Source organism: Paraburkholderia sp. 31.1, assembly GCF_014397645.1.
In the GTDB taxonomy this organism is placed as follows: domain Bacteria; phylum Pseudomonadota; class Gammaproteobacteria; order Burkholderiales; family Burkholderiaceae; genus Paraburkholderia; species Paraburkholderia tuberum.
Window position 1 is genome coordinate 156271 of sequence record NZ_VZQN01000013.1, and the last position, 18551, is coordinate 174821.

At 63.3% G+C, this 18551-nt stretch carries 13 protein-coding genes and 1 pseudogene; 11 read left to right on the top strand and 3 right to left on the bottom strand.

Features of this window, described 5'->3' with window-relative positions; genetic code table 11:
* The first annotated feature begins 318 nt into the window (after positions 1-318).
* The 7 genes from F6X37_RS12635 (at position 319) to F6X37_RS12665 (ending at position 11516) form a co-directional block, all read left to right on the top strand.
* The gene (locus F6X37_RS12635) at positions 319-687 is read left to right on the top strand and encodes a hypothetical protein (protein ID WP_184064479.1); all 369 of its coding nucleotides are present in this window, start codon (positions 319-321) and stop codon (positions 685-687) included.
* A 521-nt stretch (positions 688-1208) separates the two neighbouring features.
* Entirely contained in the window at positions 1209-3749 is a 2541-nt protein-coding gene (gene ptsP / locus F6X37_RS12640) for a phosphoenolpyruvate--protein phosphotransferase (protein WP_187611532.1), read from the top strand.
* A 22-nt stretch (positions 3750-3771) separates the two neighbouring features.
* Positions 3772-5556 carry a PTS glucose transporter subunit IIBC gene (gene ptsG / locus F6X37_RS12645; RefSeq protein WP_187611533.1) on the top strand — a complete coding sequence of 595 codons (1785 nt, stop codon included), beginning with the start codon at positions 3772-3774 and terminating at the stop codon, positions 5554-5556.
* 98 nt (positions 5557-5654) lie between these two features.
* Positions 5655-7244 (top strand): aspartate:alanine exchanger family transporter, encoded by a 1590-nt coding sequence (locus F6X37_RS12650; RefSeq protein ID WP_187611534.1) that lies wholly within the window; start codon positions 5655-5657, stop codon positions 7242-7244.
* 188 nt (positions 7245-7432) lie between these two features.
* A complete protein-coding gene (locus tag F6X37_RS12655; protein WP_187611535.1) occupies positions 7433-8740 on the top strand; it encodes a c-type cytochrome in 1308 nt (435 codons plus the stop codon).
* Positions 8737-9219 carry a (2Fe-2S)-binding protein gene (locus F6X37_RS12660; protein ID WP_187611536.1) on the top strand — a complete coding sequence of 161 codons (483 nt, stop codon included), beginning with the start codon at positions 8737-8739 and terminating at the stop codon, positions 9217-9219. Before F6X37_RS12655 ends, F6X37_RS12660 begins: the two co-directional genes overlap by 4 nt.
* Positions 9216-11516 (top strand): xanthine dehydrogenase family protein molybdopterin-binding subunit, encoded by a 2301-nt coding sequence (locus tag F6X37_RS12665; protein ID WP_187611537.1) that lies wholly within the window; start codon positions 9216-9218, stop codon positions 11514-11516. Before F6X37_RS12660 ends, F6X37_RS12665 begins: the two co-directional genes overlap by 4 nt.
* A gap of 111 nt (positions 11517-11627) precedes the next feature.
* On the opposite strand, the gene F6X37_RS12670 is transcribed toward F6X37_RS12665, so the two are convergent.
* Positions 11628-12101, bottom strand: coding sequence for a carboxypeptidase regulatory-like domain-containing protein (locus tag F6X37_RS12670; protein ID WP_187611538.1), 474 nt, complete (start codon positions 12099-12101; stop codon positions 11628-11630).
* A 130-nt stretch (positions 12102-12231) separates the two neighbouring features.
* Positions 12232-13734, bottom strand: a complete 1503-nt coding sequence (locus F6X37_RS12675) for a Na+/H+ antiporter NhaC family protein (protein ID WP_187611539.1) — start codon at positions 13732-13734, stop codon at positions 12232-12234.
* Positions 13735-14981: 1247 nt separating this feature from the next.
* Here F6X37_RS12675 and F6X37_RS12680 point away from each other — a divergent pair.
* Together F6X37_RS12680 and F6X37_RS12685 are read left to right on the top strand one after the other, a co-directional pair.
* Positions 14982-15419, top strand: coding sequence for a response regulator (locus F6X37_RS12680; protein ID WP_187611540.1), 438 nt, complete (start codon positions 14982-14984; stop codon positions 15417-15419).
* Between the two features lie 384 nt (positions 15420-15803).
* Positions 15804-16067 carry a hypothetical protein gene (locus F6X37_RS12685; protein WP_184052165.1) on the top strand — a complete coding sequence of 88 codons (264 nt, stop codon included), beginning with the start codon at positions 15804-15806 and terminating at the stop codon, positions 16065-16067.
* A 421-nt stretch (positions 16068-16488) separates the two neighbouring features.
* Here F6X37_RS12685 and F6X37_RS12690 read toward each other — a convergent pair whose 3' ends face one another.
* On the bottom strand, positions 16489-17610 hold the full coding sequence (locus F6X37_RS12690; RefSeq protein WP_187611541.1) for a sensor histidine kinase: 1122 nt from the start codon (positions 17608-17610) through the stop codon (positions 16489-16491).
* A 174-nt stretch (positions 17611-17784) separates the two neighbouring features.
* Here F6X37_RS12690 and F6X37_RS12695 point away from each other — a divergent pair.
* A pseudogene (locus F6X37_RS12695) lies at positions 17785-17972 on the top strand (IS3 family transposase); the annotation flags it as partial.
* Positions 17973-18182: 210 nt separating this feature from the next.
* On the top strand, positions 18183-18551 hold a 369-nt coding region (locus F6X37_RS12700; RefSeq protein ID WP_187611542.1), incomplete at its 3' end, for a transposase.

Genomic DNA, 18551 nt, shown 5'->3' on the forward strand with positions numbered 1-18551 from the left:
GCGGCGCATATGCAAGCGGCCCCGCGCCTGAGCAACTCGTTCGAGCGCTACAGTGTGCCGTCGAGAGCGGCGATGTGATTGCTGTCGTGCCTAAGCCGCGAGCCTCCGAACCTCGGAGACCCGGGAACCTGGTACACAAACCCAGGTAGCGGGCAAATGCGGCTGTACGGGGATGACAGAAAGCCGGTCGTTGATCTCGACTTTGACCATGTACACAACGGATTGAAGCCCCACGCGCACAATTGGGACAACGGTGTGCGAGATGGCGGCGATTATGTTGTTCCATTCAGCCCCTGGAGTCCCTGAAGGAATTACGCGATGGACCTTATCAAGAAATTCAATGCGTTCCACGACTGGTATTTGATGGGCGTATCCGCGGACCGTGAGGCAAGCATCGTTGAGCTTGCCTTGATGTTCGACAATAGGAAAGACCGGGTTCGCGTTCAATTCAAGGGCGCGACGCGCTGTCTTGCGAACGATTTCCTCATCCAGAACGTTATTTATGAAGTGAAGGTACTCACGGATTTCCAGTCCCCTGATTATCAGCGCGCCCTCCATGCGCTAGAAAAATCATATTTCGGAAAAGAGAACCGCCCCAATATGCCGATTGCATCTGTAGGCGCCTCGTTGGGCGCGGAATTGCTCATCGAGTTCGATACGGTGGATGTCGTCACGGATCTACTCTGAACAGCAAGGGTGAGCGTCTTGTCGGGCCGCCGCCTTTCGCTAAACGGATAAAACACAGATCAATGAACGCGTCACACGCCAATTAATAAAGACCGCTCCATCTCCCGCCAGGAAATTGCAAATTTCAGGCGTTCCCGTCCGAAATCGTCTTGTCTTGCAATCTGCGCTCAGTAACATATGCTCTTTTTCAGAGCGCTTTCCGGGTCCTTTTTTCCGGGACCAAGGTGCAAAGGGTTGCGCACGGGTACGAGGCGGCCCGGCAAACGCAAACCGCGCCGTCGGAGCGCGCCTGACGTTTCTCCATTCATCCCGGTCGAGGCTGCGCGGGCGCACACGGGCGACGTGCGTGACCTTGTTTGGTTTCCCGAGTTTTTGTCACCGACGCTTTTGTAACGTGCGCCGCTCACAAGTGGGTGAGCGGCGTGAGCGGCAATGGTGCCGACCGCACGTGTGAATGTCGCGCCCATGCGGCTCGAGTCGAGCCACCTGAGGCGAGCGTCAATGTACAAGGAGTCCTGGCGATGAAAGCTCCTCAGCGTCCTCTGCGCATCGGGTTGATGGCACCACTGTCGGGCGTACTGGTTCCTCTCGAGAGCGTGCCCGATCCGGTCTTCGCCCAGAAGATGGTCGGCGATGGCGTGTCGATCGATCCGACCTCGGATGAACTGCTGTCGCCGCTTGCCGGCAAGGTCACGCAACTCCATAGCGCTGGCCACGCCACGACGATCACCGGCGACAACGGTCTGCAAGTGCTGCTGCACATCGGGCTCGACACCGTGTTGCTGCGCGGCGAGGGCTTCATGCCGTTGGTCAAGGAAGGCGACGCCGTCGCGACGGGCACGCCGCTGATCCGCTTCGACCCAATCGCGGTCGGCGCAAAAGCAACCAGCCTGCTCACGCAAATGGTGATCGCCAATGGCGATCTCGTCACGCGCTACGTTCCCGCGAAAGGGCTCGTCGTCGCCGGCACCGACGTCGCGCTGTACGTCGAGCTGGTCGGCAGCATGGAGGACAAGGACACGGCCAGCGCCACCGGCGCGATCTTCTCCGACGAGATCACGCTGCCGAATCCAGCGGGCCTGCATGCACGGCCCGCCGCGGTCGTCGCGGTCGAGGCAAAGAAATTCAAGTCCGAGATCCGGCTGCTGCGCGGCGATGCCAGCGCAAATGCCAAGTCCGTCGTCGCGATCATGGGGCTCGCAACGAAGTTCGGCGACAAGCTGCGCGTCGAGGCCCGCGGTCCCGACGCGGCGGAGGCGGCCAGCACCGTCGCGCGTCTGCTTGGCGAGGGATCGGGCGAAAAACCCGGCGATGCGCCCGCGGCGGCTGCGCCAACCGCACCGGCTGCGCCGGTGCCAGCACCGACCGAAGCGGCTCCCGCCGACACCAACGAATTCATCGGCGTATCCGCTTCGCCAGGGCTTTCGGTCGGCAGGATCGTGCAGTTCCGCCAGCAGGTCATCGAGGTGAACGAAGCGGGCGAGTCGCCGCAACGCGAACGGGCGCAACTCGAAGCGGCCCAGCATCAGGCGCGTCAGCAGATCGAGGCGCTCAAGGCGACGCTCACCGATCCGTCGAAAGCGCAGATTCTCGACGCGCATCTCGAACTGCTGGACGATCCTGGCCTCAACGACGCCGCGATCAGCAGCATCAGCGCGGGAAAGGGCGCGGGGTTCGCGTGGCGCGATGCGTTCCAGCACCAGGCAAGCACGCTCGAAAAGCTCGACAATCCGCTGCTGCGCGAACGCGCCGGCGATATCCGCGACGTCGGCCGCCGTGTGCTCGCGCTGCTCGCCGGCGTGAAGCAGGCGCAGATCGACGTGCCGGACGAATCGATCCTGATTGCCGAGGAACTGTCGCCGTCCGACACCACGTCGCTCGATCGCAGCAAGGTGCTCGGCTTTTGCACGACGAGCGGCGGCGCGACGAGCCACGTCGCGATCCTCGCGCGCTCGCTCGGCATTCCGGCGATCTGCGGTATCGACGCGCGCGCGCTGCAACTCGCCGACGGCACGCCCGTCGTGCTCGACGGTTCGCGCGGCAGCTTGCGGCGCAACCCGAGCGCCGAGGAACTCGAGAAGGCGCGCGAACGCATCAGCCGCCAGGCCGCCAAACGCGAAGACGAAAAGCTCGCGGCAACCAAACTCGCAATGACGGCCGACGGCCACCGCGTCGAAGTCGTCGCGAACATCCGCAATGCGCAGGAAGCACGCGACGCGGTCGCGGCCGGCGCCGAAGGCGTGGGCCTGTTGCGCTCCGAGTTCCTGTTCGACGCGCGAGACACCGCGCCAACCGAAGACGAACAGGCCGCCGAATATTGCGCCGTCGCCGAAGCGCTTGGCCGCGAGCGGCCGCTCGTGGTCCGCACGCTCGACGTCGGCGGCGACAAACCGCTGTCGTATCTGCCGCTGCCGAAGGAAGACAACCCGTTTCTCGGCCTGCGCGGTGTGCGCGTGAGCCTGGAGCGTCCCGACATCTTCCGCACGCAACTGCGCGCGATCCTGCGCGCGGCGCCGCTTGGGCATCTGCACGTGATGTTCCCGATGATCGCCGCGATCGAGGAGGTGCGGGCAGCGCGCAAGATCCTGCTCGAAGAAGCCGGCGATCGCGCGGCGAGCGTGAAAGTCGGCGTCATGATCGAAGTCCCCGCGGCCGCGCTGATCGCCGAGCCGCTCGCACGCGAAGTCGACTTCTTCTCGATCGGCACGAACGATCTCACGCAATACACGCTCGCAATGGACCGCGGCCATCCGCAACTCGCGAAGCAGGCCGACGCGCTGCACCCGGCGGTGTTGCGTCTGATCGGCATGACGGTCGACGGTGCGCACAAGCATGGCAAATGGGTCGGCATTTGCGGCGGCATCGCGTCGGATGCGATGGCGGTGCCGGTGCTCGTCGGCCTTGGCATCGACGAGCTGTCCGTGAGCATTCCGGCGGTCGGTTCGATCAAGGCTCAGCTTGCACGCGTGACGACCGAAGAAGCCAGGAAGCTCGCCGCCGAGGTGCTGTGTCTGGGCACCGCCGCGGAAGTCCGCGCGCATCTGTCGCGCTTTGCCGAGTGAGCGGATCAACAGGAGATCAGCCATGTTCTCGCATGCCTTCGGAGTCTTGCAGAAGATCGGCAAATCGCTGATGCTGCCCGTCGCCGTGCTCCCGGTGGCCGGCCTGCTGCTCGGTCTCGGCGCCACCGACTTTCACGGTTACGTGCCGGCCGTCGTGCTCGCGCTGATGAAGAACGCGGGCGACGTGATCTTCGGCAACCTACCGCTGATCTTCGCGATCGGCGTCGCGCTCGGCTTCACCGAGAACGATGGCGTCTCGGGCATCGCCGCAACGATCGGATATCTGGTGATGACGGCCACGTTGGGTGTGATCGGCAAGCTCCAGGGCGTCGAAACCGACACGATCATGGGCATACCGTCGATCCAGACCGGCGTGTTCGGCGGCATCCTCGCCGGTGGTCTTGCGGCATGGATGTTCAACCGCTACTACCGGATCACGTTGCCGCCCTATCTCGGCTTCTTCGCCGGCAAGCGCTTCGTGCCGATCGTGACCGCGATCGGCTCGATCGTGCTCGGCGCGATCCTGTCTTTCGTGTGGCCGCCGATCGGCAGCGCGATCAAAGCTTTTTCGCATTGGGCGGCGGTTTCCGACCCGCGCACCGCCGCGACGGTCTACGGTTTCGTCGAACGTCTGCTGATTCCGTTCGGCCTGCATCACATCTGGAACGTGCCGTTCTTCTTCGAAATGGGCAGCTACCTCGACCCGACGACCGGCAGGACGGTTCACGGCGACATCACCCGTTTTTTCGCGGGCGACCGGACCGCGGGCATCCTGGCGGGCGCGTTCCTGTTCAAGATGTTCGGCCTGCCGGCCGCGGCGATCGCGATCTGGCATTGCGCGAAGCCGGAGAAGAAGGTGGCCGTCGGCGGCATGATGGTCTCGGCCGCGCTGACTTCTTTCCTCACCGGCATCACCGAGCCGATCGAATTCGCGTTCCTGTTCGTCGCGCCGGTGCTTTACCTGATTCACGCATGCCTCGCGGCGTCGGCGCAGTTCGTGGCGAACACACTGGGCATGCGCATGGGCTTCACATTTTCGCAAGGCGGCATCGATTTTCTGATGTTCAACCTGATCGGTGGGAAGGCCACGCACGCGTGGTACGTTTTCATCCTTGGTCCAATTTACGCGGTGATCTATTACGGCGTGTTCCGCTTCGTCATCACGCGCTTCAACCTCAAGACACCCGGCCGCGAAGACGACGCGGCGGAAACAGCGGTGGTTGCCGCGAGCGGCGCGGGAGGACGTTCGCGCGAACTCGTGCTCGCCTTTGGCGGCCGCTCCAATATCACGAGTCTCGACGCTTGCATCACGCGGCTGCGCATCTCCGTGAAGGACCCGGCGGGCGTCGACGAACCCAAGCTCAAGGCGCTCGGTGCCGCGGGTGTGGTGCGCATGGGCAACGGCGTGCAGGCGATCTTCGGGCCGTTGTCGGAGAACATGAAAACCGACATGCAGGACTATCTGAAGACAGCGGGCGCCGAAGCGGATTTGCCGGCGGCGGGGGTGCCTGGTGTGGAAGGCGCAGCGGCGGCGGCTCCAGCGGCTGTGGCCGCCTCGGTGCAAAGCTCGCCGCAGGAAACGGAGCGCGCGGAAAAGATTCGTGCGGCGCTGGGCGGCGCGGCCAACATCAGGAAGCTCGACGCGCTGGCGGCCACGCGGTTGCGTGTCGAGCTATCGGACGCGTCGCGCATCGACGCGGCCGCATTGAAAGCAGCGGGCGTGGTCGCGACGCAAGCGTTGAAAAACGGCGCACTCGATCTGATCGTGGGTCTCGGCTCGGGCAACCTCGCAGGCGCAATGCGATAGCAGCAACGAGTATCGTCAGCAACTGCCGTGCGTCGAACGCGAGGCCTGCCCGGTGGAAGCGCTCAGTCGCGTTGCTTTGTCCACCTATAGGGGGCGGCATGGAAGCAGCCAGAACTTTCCTCGAAACTCAGCCGCTGTTCGCGCTTTTTCTGACCATCGCGCTCGGCTACCTGGTCGGCGAAATCACTATCAAGGGCGTGGCTCTAGGCTCGGGGGCCGTGCTGTTCGTTGGACTGGCGCTCGGCGCGTTCGCGCCGAAATCCGCGCCGCCGGCGTTGCTGGGCACGCTCGGTCTGCTGCTGTTTCTGTATGGCATCGGCATTCAGTACGGCGCGCAGTTCTTCCGCGGACTCACGAGCCGGGAAGGCATGAAGGCCAACGCGGCCGCATGTCTGGGCGTGATCGCTTCGGGTCTGGTGGCGTGCGCCTTCATCCATTTCGGCATCACGCTCGCCGATGCGCTCGGCATGTTCGCCGGCAGCGGCACCAGCACGGCGAGCCTGCAGGTTGCCATCGCATCGATGAAAAGCAGCGATGCCGCCGTGGCTTATAGCGTCACCTATCCGTTCGGCGTGGCCGGGCCGATCCTATTCCTCTATGTGCTGAACTCGGTCCTGAAAGCCAAAATACCGAAACCGCCCGCGAAGGTGCTGGAGACCGCGGAAATCGCGCTGCGCAATGCCAGTCTCTTCGGTCTCAAGCTGTCGGAGCTCTCGACTCGCCTGCCTGCCGGCGTAGTGATCGCGGCCGTGCGGCGCGCGCATCACAATCAACTGCCCAGCGACGACTTCACGCTGCGCGCCGACGACGTCCTCCTTGCCACCGCCACCGAGCGCCGCCCGCTCGACGAAGCAACGGCGCTATGCGGCGAGCTACAGCCCGGGCGTATCTCGAGTCATCGGGAAGACCTGGACTATATTCGCGTGTTCGCATCGAGTCCGTCGGTCGTCGGCACGGCGCTCGGCAATCTGCGCTTTCCGGATGGCGTGAACTGCGCGGTCGCGCACGTGCGGCGCGGCGACGCCGATCTACTGTCGACGCCAGAGCTCATTCTCGAAGCAGGCGACCGCGTCGGCCTGCTCGTCAGTAGCGCGCATCGCGCGAGGGTCCGCGCGTTTTTCGGCGATTCGATCAAGGGCACGGCCGACCTCAGTTTCATCTGTCTGGGCATCGGCGCGGCAGCGGGGCTGCTGGTCGGCGCGATCCCGCTGCGCGCGCCCGGTCTCGGCGCGTTCAGCCTGGGTCTCGCGGCGTTGCTACTGGTCGCGCTGTGCCTCGGCAAGGCGCGCCGCAGCGGACCGTTCGTGTGGGTAATGCCGCTCTCTGCAAATCTCGTGCTGCGCAATCTCGGGCTGACGATTTTTCTCGCGCAGGTGGGTTTGTCTTGCGGACCGAAGTTCGTCGCGACCGTCGGCACTGCCGGACCGCTGCTGCTGCTTTATGGCGTGATCACGCTGCTGGTGCTGGTCGGCGTCACGGCTGTGTGCTGCCTGTGGGTCTTCAGACTGTCTTTCGATACATCGGTCGGCGTGATCTGCGGGGCCACCGGCAATCCCGCGATTCTCGCCTTCGCCAACCGCATCGCGCCGACGGATCAGCCCGACGTCATGTACGCGATGATTTTTCCGTCGATGACCATCGTCAAGGTGCTTTTCGTGCAGATCGCCATCGCGATCGCAGCCGGCTAGGCGAGACCGTTATCGCGACCTCCCGCTGTTCGACCCTAAAGCTTCCGTCCTCGTAGACAGCGGCCAACCGCGGAGCGGCGGACAGCCGCAGACTTCCGCGAATATCAGGAACGCCGCTTGCGCCACCTGGAGCCGCGCGACGTAGTCATGGAACCATGATGCGCGGACGGCTCGGCGATGGAGGCTAGATGAAAGGACGGGTGGCGAGTGCAGGCGTGGCCGTTGTTCTGGTTGCCCTCATGGCCGCATACGGCGGACCCACCGCGCATGCTGGGGAGCCCGCGCCGGCTGCCGTCACCGCGCCCATCGCGGCCGGCAGCGATACCGCGGCCGCGGCGCGCGGCGCGAAGCTCGCGGCCGTTGGCAATTGCGTCGCGTGCCACACCGCGACGGGCGGCCTGCCCCTCGCGGGCGGACTGCCACTGCAAACACCCTTCGGCATCATTTACTCGACCAACATCACCCCGGACAACGAGACGGGTATCGGGGGCTGGTCGCTCGACGCGTTCGCCCGCGCGATGCGGCGCGGCGTGTCCAGCGACGGCCATCTGCTCTATCCCGCGTTCCCCTATCCGCACTTCACGCACATCAGCGATGCCGATATGGGCTCGCTGTATGCGTGGCTGATGAGCCGCGCTCCCGTCAAGGCGCCTGCACCGCACAACGAGCTGATCTTCCCGCTCGGCTTCAGGCCCCTCATCGCCGTGTGGAATCTTTTTTACCTGCATACCGGTACCGAACCAGCGCCGGCCCCGCCCGAAGCGCCGGACGTCGCACGCGGACGATACCTGGTCGAAAGCCTCGGTCATTGCGGTGCGTGCCACACGCCGCTCGACCGCCTCGGTGCCGAGCGCCGCGACCGCGCGCTGCAAGGCGGCACGATCGACGGATGGGATGCGCCCGCGCTGACGGACCTCGCTTCACGCCCCACGCCCTGGACGCAGGCACAGCTCGTCAGCTATCTGCGCACGGGCCTCGCGAGCGCCCATGGGGCGGCGGCGGGTCCGATGCGCCCCGTCACGCGCATGCTCGCCGACGCGTCCGCCTCCGACGTAGAGGCGATTGCCGCGTATCTGCTGGCGTTGTCGTCCGGGGGCCTAGGCATGCCGGAGCATCCGGTCGCCTCGCCCTCCGCTTCCGCCGCGCCCGTGTCCACCGCGCCCGGCGGCGGCGCGAATCTATTCTCCGCGGCCTGTGCATCGTGCCATGCCGAAGGCGCGCCGATGTCGAGCGGGGGCGCTCGACCGTCGCTGTCCCTTTCCACGGCCGTCAACGCCGACAGCCCGCGCAACATGGTCCGTATCATCCTCGATGGAATCGACTGGCACGAAAGCGATAGCGCGCCCTTCATGCCATCATTCGCCAACACATTCACGGATGCGCAGATAGCGGAGCTCGCCAACTACACGCGCGAACGCTTCACCGCACGCGACGCGTGGCCCTCGCTCGACGCCGGCGCGGTCGCGCATTTTCGCAAGGACGGCCTGCCACGATGATCACGCTCAACGTCAACGGAGTCAGTCATACGGTCGATGTCGACCCGTCAACGCCGCTGCTCTACGTGCTGCGCAACCAGTTGCAGCTCGATGGCGCGAAGTTCGGCTGCGGTCTCGGTCAATGCGGCGCATGCACGGTCAGCGTCGGCGGCGAGCCGGTGTTCTCGTGCCTCATGCCGGTCGTGGCCGTTGGCGACCGGCCAGTGCGAACCGTCGAAGGACTTGGCAGCGCGGAACATCCGGGACCACTTCAGCAAGCCTTCATTGACGAGCAAGCCGCGCAATGCGGCTATTGCATCGCCGGTATGATCATGCGCGCGCACACGCTGCTGGAGCGAATCCCGCACCCAGGCGATGAACAGATCCGCCGCTACATGCAGCCGAACCTGTGCCGCTGCGGCACGCACATGCGCATTCTCGCGGCGATCCGGCAAGTCGCGACGGGTTCGCCGCGAACGAACGAGGGAGCGCAGTCGTGAGCGACGGCCGCCCGTCCTCCGTCGCTCACGGCAGCGGCCCCGATGACCCCGCGCGGCGCCGCTTCCTCGTTGGCGGCTCGCTGATGGTGAGCTTCGCGATCGTGCCCGGCATGGCCGCGCTTGCGCAAACCACCACCGAAGCGGGCACCTTCAACGCGAGCGCCCCGAAGCTGCCGGGCAGTCTCAAGAGCACGCCGTTGCTCGATGCGTGGATCAAGGTCGCCCCTGACGGCCACGTGAGCGTATTCACGGGCAAGGCGGAGCTTGGCACGGGCATTCGCACCGCGCTGCTGCAGGTCGCCGCGGAAGAGCTGGATCTCGCGCCTCATGCGATCGAGCTGATCACCGCCGACACCGCCGCAACGCCGAACGAAGGCTACACCGCAGGCAGTCACACGATGGCGGACAGCGGCACCGCGATCCTCAACGCCGCCGCTCAGGTACGCGCGCTGCTGGTCGCGAGCGCGGCGTCGCAGTTGGGCATCGACGCAGCGGCCCTGACGACGCGCGACGGCGCCATCATCGCCGTCGACGGAAGACGCGTGAGCTATGGCGAAGCCGTGCGATACGCGGACCTCCATCAGAACGCGCAGCCCGACGCGCCGAACAAGCCGCCATCGGCCTACGCGCTGATTGGCCATATGCTGCCGCGCGTGGATATCCCGGGCAAGGTGACGGGCGGCGCGAGCTACGTCCAGGACCTGCGGCCGCACGGCATGCTGCATGCCCGCGTCGTGCGGCCGCCGTCTTATGGCGCGAGCCTCGTCGCAGTCGATAGCGGGCGCGTCGAGGCGCTGCCCGGCGTCATCAAGGTCGTGCGCAACGGCAACTACCTCGCAGTGGTCGCCGACGACGAATGGCGCGCGATCCTCGCGATGCGTGAGCTTGCGCTTGCTGCGCAATGGCAGGCCGGGCCGCCGCTGCCCGATCCGGCGAACGTTCACGCCTTGCTGATGAGTCTGCCTTCACAGGAAATCGCGGTGGCCGATCAGGGCGCAGCGACGGGCGCGGCCGCGCCTGTGGCGACGCTGCGGGCGCGCTATTCGAGGCCGTATCTGACGCATGGCTCGATTGGGCCATCGTGCGCTGTCGCGCAGCTCGACAACGATGTGATGACCGTGTGGACGCACACGCAAGGCGTCTATCCGCTGCGTGCGGGCATCGCCGAAATGCTCGCGATGCCACCCGACAAGGTGCGCTGCGTCCATGTGGAAGGTTCGGGCTGCTACGGACACAACGGCGCGGACGATGTCGCGGCCGACGCCGCCCTCGTTGCACGCGAGCTGCCTGGCCGCCCGGTGCGCGTGCAATTGATGCGCGAACAGGAACACATGTGGGAGCCGTTCGGCCCGGCCATGACAGTCGAGGCGAATGCAACGCTCGATTCGGCAGGCACGCTTGCCGACTGGCGTTACGAGCTATGGAGCAACACGCATAACAACCGCATCGAGAATGCGGGCCGCCTGTTGCCGGCGCAGCTCCTTGCGCAACCGTTCACCCCCGCGCCGCCGAAGCCGATTCCGATGCCTGAAGGCGGAGGCGACCGCAACAGCATTCCGCTTTACCGCGTGCCCAGCCTGCACGTGCAGCATCATTTCGTGCCGACGATGCCGATACGCGTCTCTGCCATGCGCTCGCTCGGCGCGCACATGAACGTGTTCGCGATCGAGAGCTTCATCGACGAGCTCGCCAGAGCCGCGCACGCCGACCCCGTGGCGTTTCGCCTCAAACATCTCGATGATCCGCGCGCGCATGGCGTCATTAGCGCCGTAGTCGATCAATTCGGCTGGCGAGCCCGCAGCGCGCGAACGGGCGACTCGAGCCCGCGCTCGCACGGTACCGGCTTTGCGTTTGCCCAATACAAGAACCTGATGGCCTACCTTGCCGTCGCGATGGACGTGACAGTCATGCGCGATACCGGCGAGCTCAGCATCGAGCGTGTCGTAGCAGCCGTCGATTGCGGACAGATCGTCAATCCGGACGGCGTGCGCAATCAGATCGAAGGCGGCATTTTGCAAACCACGAGCTGGACGCTCTATGAAGAAACGCATTTCGACCCGCAACGCATCACGAGCTATGACTGGAGCACTTATCCGATCATGCGCTTCTCGTCCGTACCCAAACGCGTGGACGTGCTGTTGATCGACCGGCCGGGCCTGCCATTCCTCGGGGTCGGAGAAGCGGCGCAAGGCCCGGCCGCCGCGGCGCTCGCGAATGCGATCGACGACGCGACCGGTGTGCGGATCCGCGACTTGCCGTTGCTCGGGACGAAGGGGAAGAACGTGCTCAAGGCATGAGGCTTTCGTTCCGCAAAAGTACAGATACTGGCGTGTAAAAGCCAAATAAGCCTATGGCTCGGTCAAACGAACGCGACGCGCGCGACCTTCGGCGCGGCGTCGGGACCGCGCTCAGTGGGTGGACGGGAACGCGAACGTCGCACGCGCGCTGCCATTGCCGCGGACGTTCACGGTCTCCCTTCTGGTCACGCTGCCGTAAGTGGCGTTGACCGTATAGCGCCCTTGAGGCAGCCGCACGAGCATGTACGGCCCCTTCGACGTGGCCTCGAACACGGCCGCGCCGCCAGCCTTGGCAATCTTCACCTGGACGTCGGCCACATAGCTCGCCCCGGGACCGGTGAACTGCAGAGACAACGGCCACTGCCTTCGTGCCTGCCGCAGCGCAGTCGACTCGTCGCGACCCACTCCGCCGGTCACGAACGATATGTCGCCCTGCTGCTGCGTCTCGGGCATGCCGGTCCTATGCATCTCGCTGGCGCTCTGCGGAGCAGCCGTCTGCGACACCGCGACGCCTGCCTGAGCCAGTGTGAACGCCGCGGCGAGCATCATGGACGCGATCCGGGGAGCGTTTCGTTGCATTTTCATCTTGACTGCTCCTTACAGTATTGCCGACGGTTCGTCGGACGGAAGAACGCTTGCAATAGGTTGGAAACACATCGCGCGCCGGGTATCGGCCACGAGCGAGGGTGCCTCACGACTCGAGTAAGAATACCCGTCAATTCTGTTTGGCGTCTTCATGGACCGGAGTTGGGGGGCCGCCTGCCGTTGAGGTCCCGGCTTGGGCTGGAGGGACGCGTGGCATGCGGATACCCGCGTAGGCGATCGCCACCGTCAGCAGCGGACTTACCATGCAAAATACGGCATAGGGCGCATAGCTGAGCGTCGGCACGCCAAGGGTCACCGCCATAAACGCGCCGCAACTGTTCCAAGGGATCAGCGCGCCTGTGGTCGTGGCCGAATCACCAACGGAACGCGATAACACGATGGGCGCGTAGCCGCGTGCCGCGAATGCATTTCTGAACATCCGGGCCGGCAGCACGGCTGCGATGAACTGGTCTGCCGTAACGATGTTCGTCGCGATGGTCGCCAGGACCAGGGAGCCGACCAGCGCCCCACCGCTCCTGGCCCAATTGACTACCGGAGCAATGAGGCGTTCTATCGCACCGCACTTCTCGACCACCCCTCCGAATGCCAGCGCCGTGATGATCAGCCAGATAGTATTCAACATGCTGTCCATACCGCCGCGAGTGAGGAGCGTATCAAGCACTGGATTTCCAGTCGTGGACCTGTAGCCGCTCCCAAGCGCAAGCCATACGCCTTTGAGCATCGCAATCGGGATCGGCACGCCCTCTCGCGCGGCGGCAAATGCGAGGACTCGCGCTGGCTCGACGAAAACGGCAACCACGCCACCCGCCAATGCGCCAAGAAAGATGGTGGTAAATGGCGGAAGCCGGAACAGCGTCAGCACGACGACAAGAATGAGCGGCAGGAACAGCACGGGCGATATGTAGAATGCGCTCTGCATTGCAGCAACCTCGGCGCTCGCATCGAAGGCGCCCGGGCGGCGAAGCAGATAAAACACGGCCAGCGTGATGACAATCGCGACGAGTGATGTCAGCAGCGTCTCGCGCACGTGTTGATACAGATCGGCACCCGCGGCAGCGGCCGCAAGATTCGCGGTGTCCGAGAGCGGCGAAGACTTGTCGCCGAAATAAGCGCCGGAAATCACTGCACCGGCCGTTATGGCGGGGCTCAGGCCCATGCTGTGCGCAATGCCCATCAGGCCGATTCCGATCGTACCCGCGACAGTCCACGAGGTCCCAATGGCGAACGAGATCACCGCGCAGATTCCAGCCGCCGTGACGTAAAAGTAGTCCGGGCTCAGCAATTTCAGCCCGTAATAGACCATGGCGACGATCGTGCCGCTGAGCGCCCACGTGCCGATCAGCGCGCCGACTGCGAACAGGATGAGAATCGCGCCAATACCGGAACTGACACTGGCATTCGCGGCCTCGCCCAGCGAAGCGAGCGAATGACCGCGACGCCAACCGACAAATACGGCCAGCATGGTCGCCACGACGAGTGCCACCTGGTTCGGCCCGTTCGCACCACCATCGCCGAACAGGTAGAAGGACAGACTGACGAGAAAGACGAGGCCAGCGATCGGTATCAGTGCTTCGAGCATCGTGACCGGCTGGGGTGACTTGCTCCGCTTCATCGCCACGCTCCGTTCGTTTGCGGGGTAGCCCAAGCGTTGCCATCCAGATCGCCCGGTAGCCGGTGAATCATCGAAACATGCGCGCACGGCTGCTTTGATTCGATGTCACGGCGCAGGCGTGCGGCCCCCCGGTCCTGCGACTCGGCAATGGCAGCTCCGGCGGGCTCGCCGTTGCTTAAATCATAGGAAAGAATCGTTGCTGCGTGAAGAAGCGCAGGATTCGTGCCGAACATCCCAGTTGAGCGAAGCCCGTGCCGGGAGCCAGCGTCGCGGCGCTGGCAAGCAACGAAACTGTCAATGCAGTGTGTTTCGGACAGAATGGACAAGACCTCATGGGACACCCATATTTCGTTTGCGCAACCAAGGGTGAATAGCCTCGTATTCCAGGTCGAAAATTTCAGTCCGGCACTGCGATCTCATTCAGATCGAATATCGAACCGATCACGCGATACTGTACAAACGTAGTTCCCTGCATTTACGTGCAAGGCCGGAGCGAATTCTTTTGCCGCAGAGTCGTGACCGGCCGCAGACATAAACGGTATTTGCGGACTCCCTTCCGACTGCAAGTCCAAGGCTTGCCGCCGCTACACAACCCAGCCGAGGTTTCAACTTTTCATAACCGATCGTGGTTATTCATGCCTTGCAAGGATTATGGTTTTTCGTTAATTAACTGTGCGCTGATTGTGTGGGTCTACCCCGCGTAGACAGAACAACGACGGAAGAATCCGACACTAATTCGAGAAAAAACGACCGTTTTTTCACCAGACAGAAGTGAATATCCATCGGGTAACCGCAAAATTCCAGGTCAGTGAAATCCCATTTTCAATGATCCGCGGCGGCAGAAAAACTCGAACTCGCCAATCGTTCCGACCAGTAACAACTGGCCGAATCGGCCGTCCCGCGAATTGGTCGGCGGCGCATCCGCGTTCGCAGCGAGGAACTCCTGTGATCGCTGACATGACCCAAGCCGTCACCAAAACACCAAATCGATTAACTTTCAGACGGAAGTTTTATGATTATCCGGTTCAAGTCGATGACTCTCACCGGTCGACGTATCCAATATAGTCAACGGGGTGCGGCGGACTTGCGCTACTGCTTTGGTAAGAGCAAAGCGGGCGAGCGCAATGCCGCAACCATGTGGCCCGACCGCCCACGTGTTGGACGCAGAGGGTAGTCGAACAGGCAGCGGGCGCTACCTAGGTATGCCGCTTGCGAGACCCAGTAGGATCCTTCCACCATGTCGTGTCATGTCCACCGTACTGCTCATCGACGATGACCTTGAAAACCGATGCGCGCTGCAACTGGCATTGGAGAGTCGCGGACACCGTGTTGTGCTCGCGGAGAACGGATGGGACGCACTGCAGAAGGCCCACACGGATTTTCCGGAACTCGTTATCACCGATTTGGAGATGCCGGAAATGGACGGCAAGGAGCTTTGCCGGCGTCTGAAGTGTCAGGCGGTGTTTTCCGGCTTACCGGTGGTGCTGCTGTCGGCTATGCCGGAACCTACGGGAGAGATTCGCTGCTGGACAGCGTTCCTGCGAAAGCCTGCCTCGATAGCGGCGTTGCTTGACACCGTCGACAGGTTCATTGCAGCGCGCCTGACCTATGCGCGGGCGCCACGCGACTCCGAGTACCCCGCCGCGGCGCGCTGGCGAGCCATCGATTCGCGATGCTGGCCCTAAGCCCAAGCTGTCGGAATGCGAAGCCACACGTTACACACGCAGCCAGGCGGTGTTTGCTGTACGGCCGGTCCCGTTCTTAGCGGATGGCCTGCAAAGCGGCGAGATTGCTGAAACCCGGGTTGAGCCATCCACCTGGGTTTTCAGATTTGACTGGAATGATGCAACGGTCGTGACCCGTCACATCGTCAGCAATGAGCCCGTACGGGAACCGTCGCTACAGAGCAGCGCCTGCACGCTGACACAAGGTAAAAGATGGCAAGAGATTTCGCTCCCCTTCTCGCGGGCGGCAACAGCGCACGCTTATTGTTCGCCACTTCCTCCGGGCATGCGTCATGCTGCACGCAGGTCAGAGATGGAAAAGCAGGTCCGGAACGGGAGACGATCATGAAGTTGATAATGGCAGGAATCAGCGCAATTTCCATCATCGCTAGCGCTTGCGCATTTGCGCAGACCAACACCGGCAACGCTGCGCCAGCACACCGCGATACTCAAAACGCGCAGCCGGGTGCCGCTGGCCAGAGCATGGGCCGTGCTGCGGACGCCGGCAACAGCAAGCCCGCCAGTGGCACATTGATGCAGAAGCGTGAGCAGGCGATGTCGCCTCAAGGCGCGTCAAACTCGAACGCAACTGGCGCGATGAAACAATAATGGCGACGCGAGACCCCCATGGCGGCGACTGACACCTTGGTTCTTCCCGCTTCAGCCGTTGCGATCCTTGCTGCGCGGTCGGGCACTTCCAGGCCGAATGCCGTGAGCCGGAGTTCGTCCGCGCAACTCCATCCTGGTCTGATATGACGGCGAAGCGTGCACGCGCGCGTTTTCTCGATGAGATCTGACCGGGTTCTAATGATCGAGGCTGATCGCGCGCATGGAGCAGCACGAACCGAATAGGTAATCGGGGCGCGCACCCTTGCTATTGCCACGATGCCGCGGATTTGCTTCATGCAGTCGTGGTCGGTCTGTGAGGACCGGCGATGGAATAGGCGCGTCTCGGCAGGTGTAAAACCACCAGCAGATCCCCCCACCCACATAATTCGTGGCATGCCCGTTACCAAGCCTGGCTCGCCTGCTACGCCCGGCGCGGCAGACGTACGGCGAATGCGGTCTCTGCTTTATCTGACCGCGCCTCGATCGCGCCGTGATGCGCCTTGGCGATTTCGCTCGCGATATACAGCCCGAGCCCAAGGCTGCCTTGCGCGTCCTCGTTGATTTTTCGCTCTGGACCTCGCTGAAGAGGATCAAAGATGCGCTCCAGCAACAGTCCCTCGATGGCTGGTCCGCTATTGCAGACTTCGAAGCGCACCTCGGCCTCCTCGCCAGTCACCACGACGCGCACGGGCGCGTCTCGCGCGCCATATCTGAGCGCATTCAGAACGAGATTGCCGAGCAGTTGCTGCAGACGCGGACCGTCCCAGACACCCTGAACGTCACCGTGCACCTCGAGCTCGATCTGCCGGTCTGGATGGACTGCGCGCAACTGGTCCAGCTCATCAGTGAACACGTTCGTCAGATCAACGGGAGCAGGTATGACGTTAATACCTAGCCCGAGCCTTGTTCGGTTGAAATCGCACAGATCATCCAGAAGTGCCTGCATCCGGGCGCCGCTGCGCACCAGACGGGCTGCAGCTTCCGAAACGCGCTGCCCCGCATTGAGCGCGGACAGATATGAAGCTGTCACCTGGATCGTCTGCAGCGGGCTCCGCATGTCGTGTCCGAGCATCCCAAGCAACAGATTGCGAGCCTGATCGACTTGTGTGCTGAAAAAACCGAGTGATTCGGCCAACGCCTGATCGATGGCCTCGTTGAAGCGGATGATGTCATCCAGATGAGGCGCATCGGGCTGACACTCATCCATCCACAAACGCAGCACGCTTGCACGCAAAGCGCGGTATTCCGCGGCCAGCTGGTTGATGTTGAAACCGCCTCGAGCGCGCAGGACCGCATGGGATTGCGCAGCTGTCTCCGGCGCATCCGTCAGCCGGGGTGCCCTCCCCAAGGATTTTTCGTGCTGCGCTTCCCTGGTCTGCGAAGTCTGCAAATCCCTCGCTACTGCTTCCAGAATCTGCTGCGCGTGGTCGCGCAACGCGAGGGTGCCCATGTTGCCAGCGGCTGGCAGCAGCGTGGCGGCAAACGCCTCCCACTGCGCCAGAATGGGCTCCATTTCCTGCACGATAAAATCGGACAGTCGCATGCCTACTCCGGCGAAGAAATTGAGGAGATTTTTAGCCGAACCGATATTACGCGTCAGTTCGTCGCGGGATCCATCGGGTTTACACCGTCTTGGACTACCTGGAGGTAGTCCATGTACTTGTAATGAACCGCCTGGATTTTCTGGACAGTGGTGAGCGTTCCTGTCCGGCCTTTCATGAAACGCCACAACGATTCGCCGCACGCCCCTGAGCGGGGAGAACTGGAGCGGCAGGTCGAATCGCTTCGACGCGATATCCGCCAATTGCAGCTTGAACACGACATCCTGGAGAAGACCAATCAATTGCTAAATGAGACCTGGGCGTCAACCTGCAGCTCCTGACCGACCGGGAGAAGACGTTGCTGGCCGGGGTGGCTCTCACGTATGCGCGACGCGAAGCTGATTCGGTCGATGTCGCGCAAAGGGTGCTCGCCCGACAATGTGGCCCCACGCAGTCTCCGACGGCTCTTTCTCTTTAGACCGCTTAGGGAAACGCTGATTAATGGAACTCGGCGGTCATCGCTCACGTAGCCGAAGACGTTATAGAAGGCAGCTCACAGAACGGACTCACGAGGATGAAGAGGCAGATCGGCTTCGCGGAAGCGGAAATTGCAGGCAAGAAGCGCGTGACGAGGCGCCAACGCTTCCTGGCGGAGATGGAGCAGATTGTGCCGTGGCAGCGTTTGCTGTCTGCAATCGAACCGCATTACCCGAAGGGCACGCGAGGCCGTCCGCCGATTGGCCTGGAGCGAATGCTGCGGATCTATTTCCTGCAACAGTGGTACGGGCTGTCGGACGAAGGGCTGGAAGACGCGCTGTATGACAGCATTGCGCTGCGCGCCTTCGCCGGCATCGATCTGGCAGTCGAGAACGTTCCGGATGCGACCACGCTGCTGAAATTCCGGCGCCTGTTGATCGAGCACGAACTGACACGGAAGCTGTTC

Coding starts and splice junctions, on each gene's coding strand:
- F6X37_RS12635 (WP_184064479.1), top strand. CDS start 319: ATGGACCTTATCAAGAAATTCAATGCGTTCCACGACTGGTATTTGATG.
- ptsP (WP_187611532.1), top strand. CDS start 1,209: ATGAAAGCTCCTCAGCGTCCTCTGCGCATCGGGTTGATGGCACCACTG.
- ptsG (WP_187611533.1), top strand. CDS start 3,772: ATGTTCTCGCATGCCTTCGGAGTCTTGCAGAAGATCGGCAAATCGCTG.
- F6X37_RS12650 (WP_187611534.1), top strand. CDS start 5,655: ATGGAAGCAGCCAGAACTTTCCTCGAAACTCAGCCGCTGTTCGCGCTT.
- F6X37_RS12655 (WP_187611535.1), top strand. CDS start 7,433: ATGAAAGGACGGGTGGCGAGTGCAGGCGTGGCCGTTGTTCTGGTTGCC.
- F6X37_RS12660 (WP_187611536.1), top strand. CDS start 8,737: ATGATCACGCTCAACGTCAACGGAGTCAGTCATACGGTCGATGTCGAC.
- F6X37_RS12670 (WP_187611538.1), bottom strand. CDS start 12,101: ATGAAAATGCAACGAAACGCTCCCCGGATCGCGTCCATGATGCTCGCC.
- F6X37_RS12675 (WP_187611539.1), bottom strand. CDS start 13,734: ATGAAGCGGAGCAAGTCACCCCAGCCGGTCACGATGCTCGAAGCACTG.
- F6X37_RS12680 (WP_187611540.1), top strand. CDS start 14,982: ATGTCCACCGTACTGCTCATCGACGATGACCTTGAAAACCGATGCGCG.
- F6X37_RS12685 (WP_184052165.1), top strand. CDS start 15,804: ATGAAGTTGATAATGGCAGGAATCAGCGCAATTTCCATCATCGCTAGC.
- F6X37_RS12690 (WP_187611541.1), bottom strand. CDS start 17,610: ATGCGACTGTCCGATTTTATCGTGCAGGAAATGGAGCCCATTCTGGCG.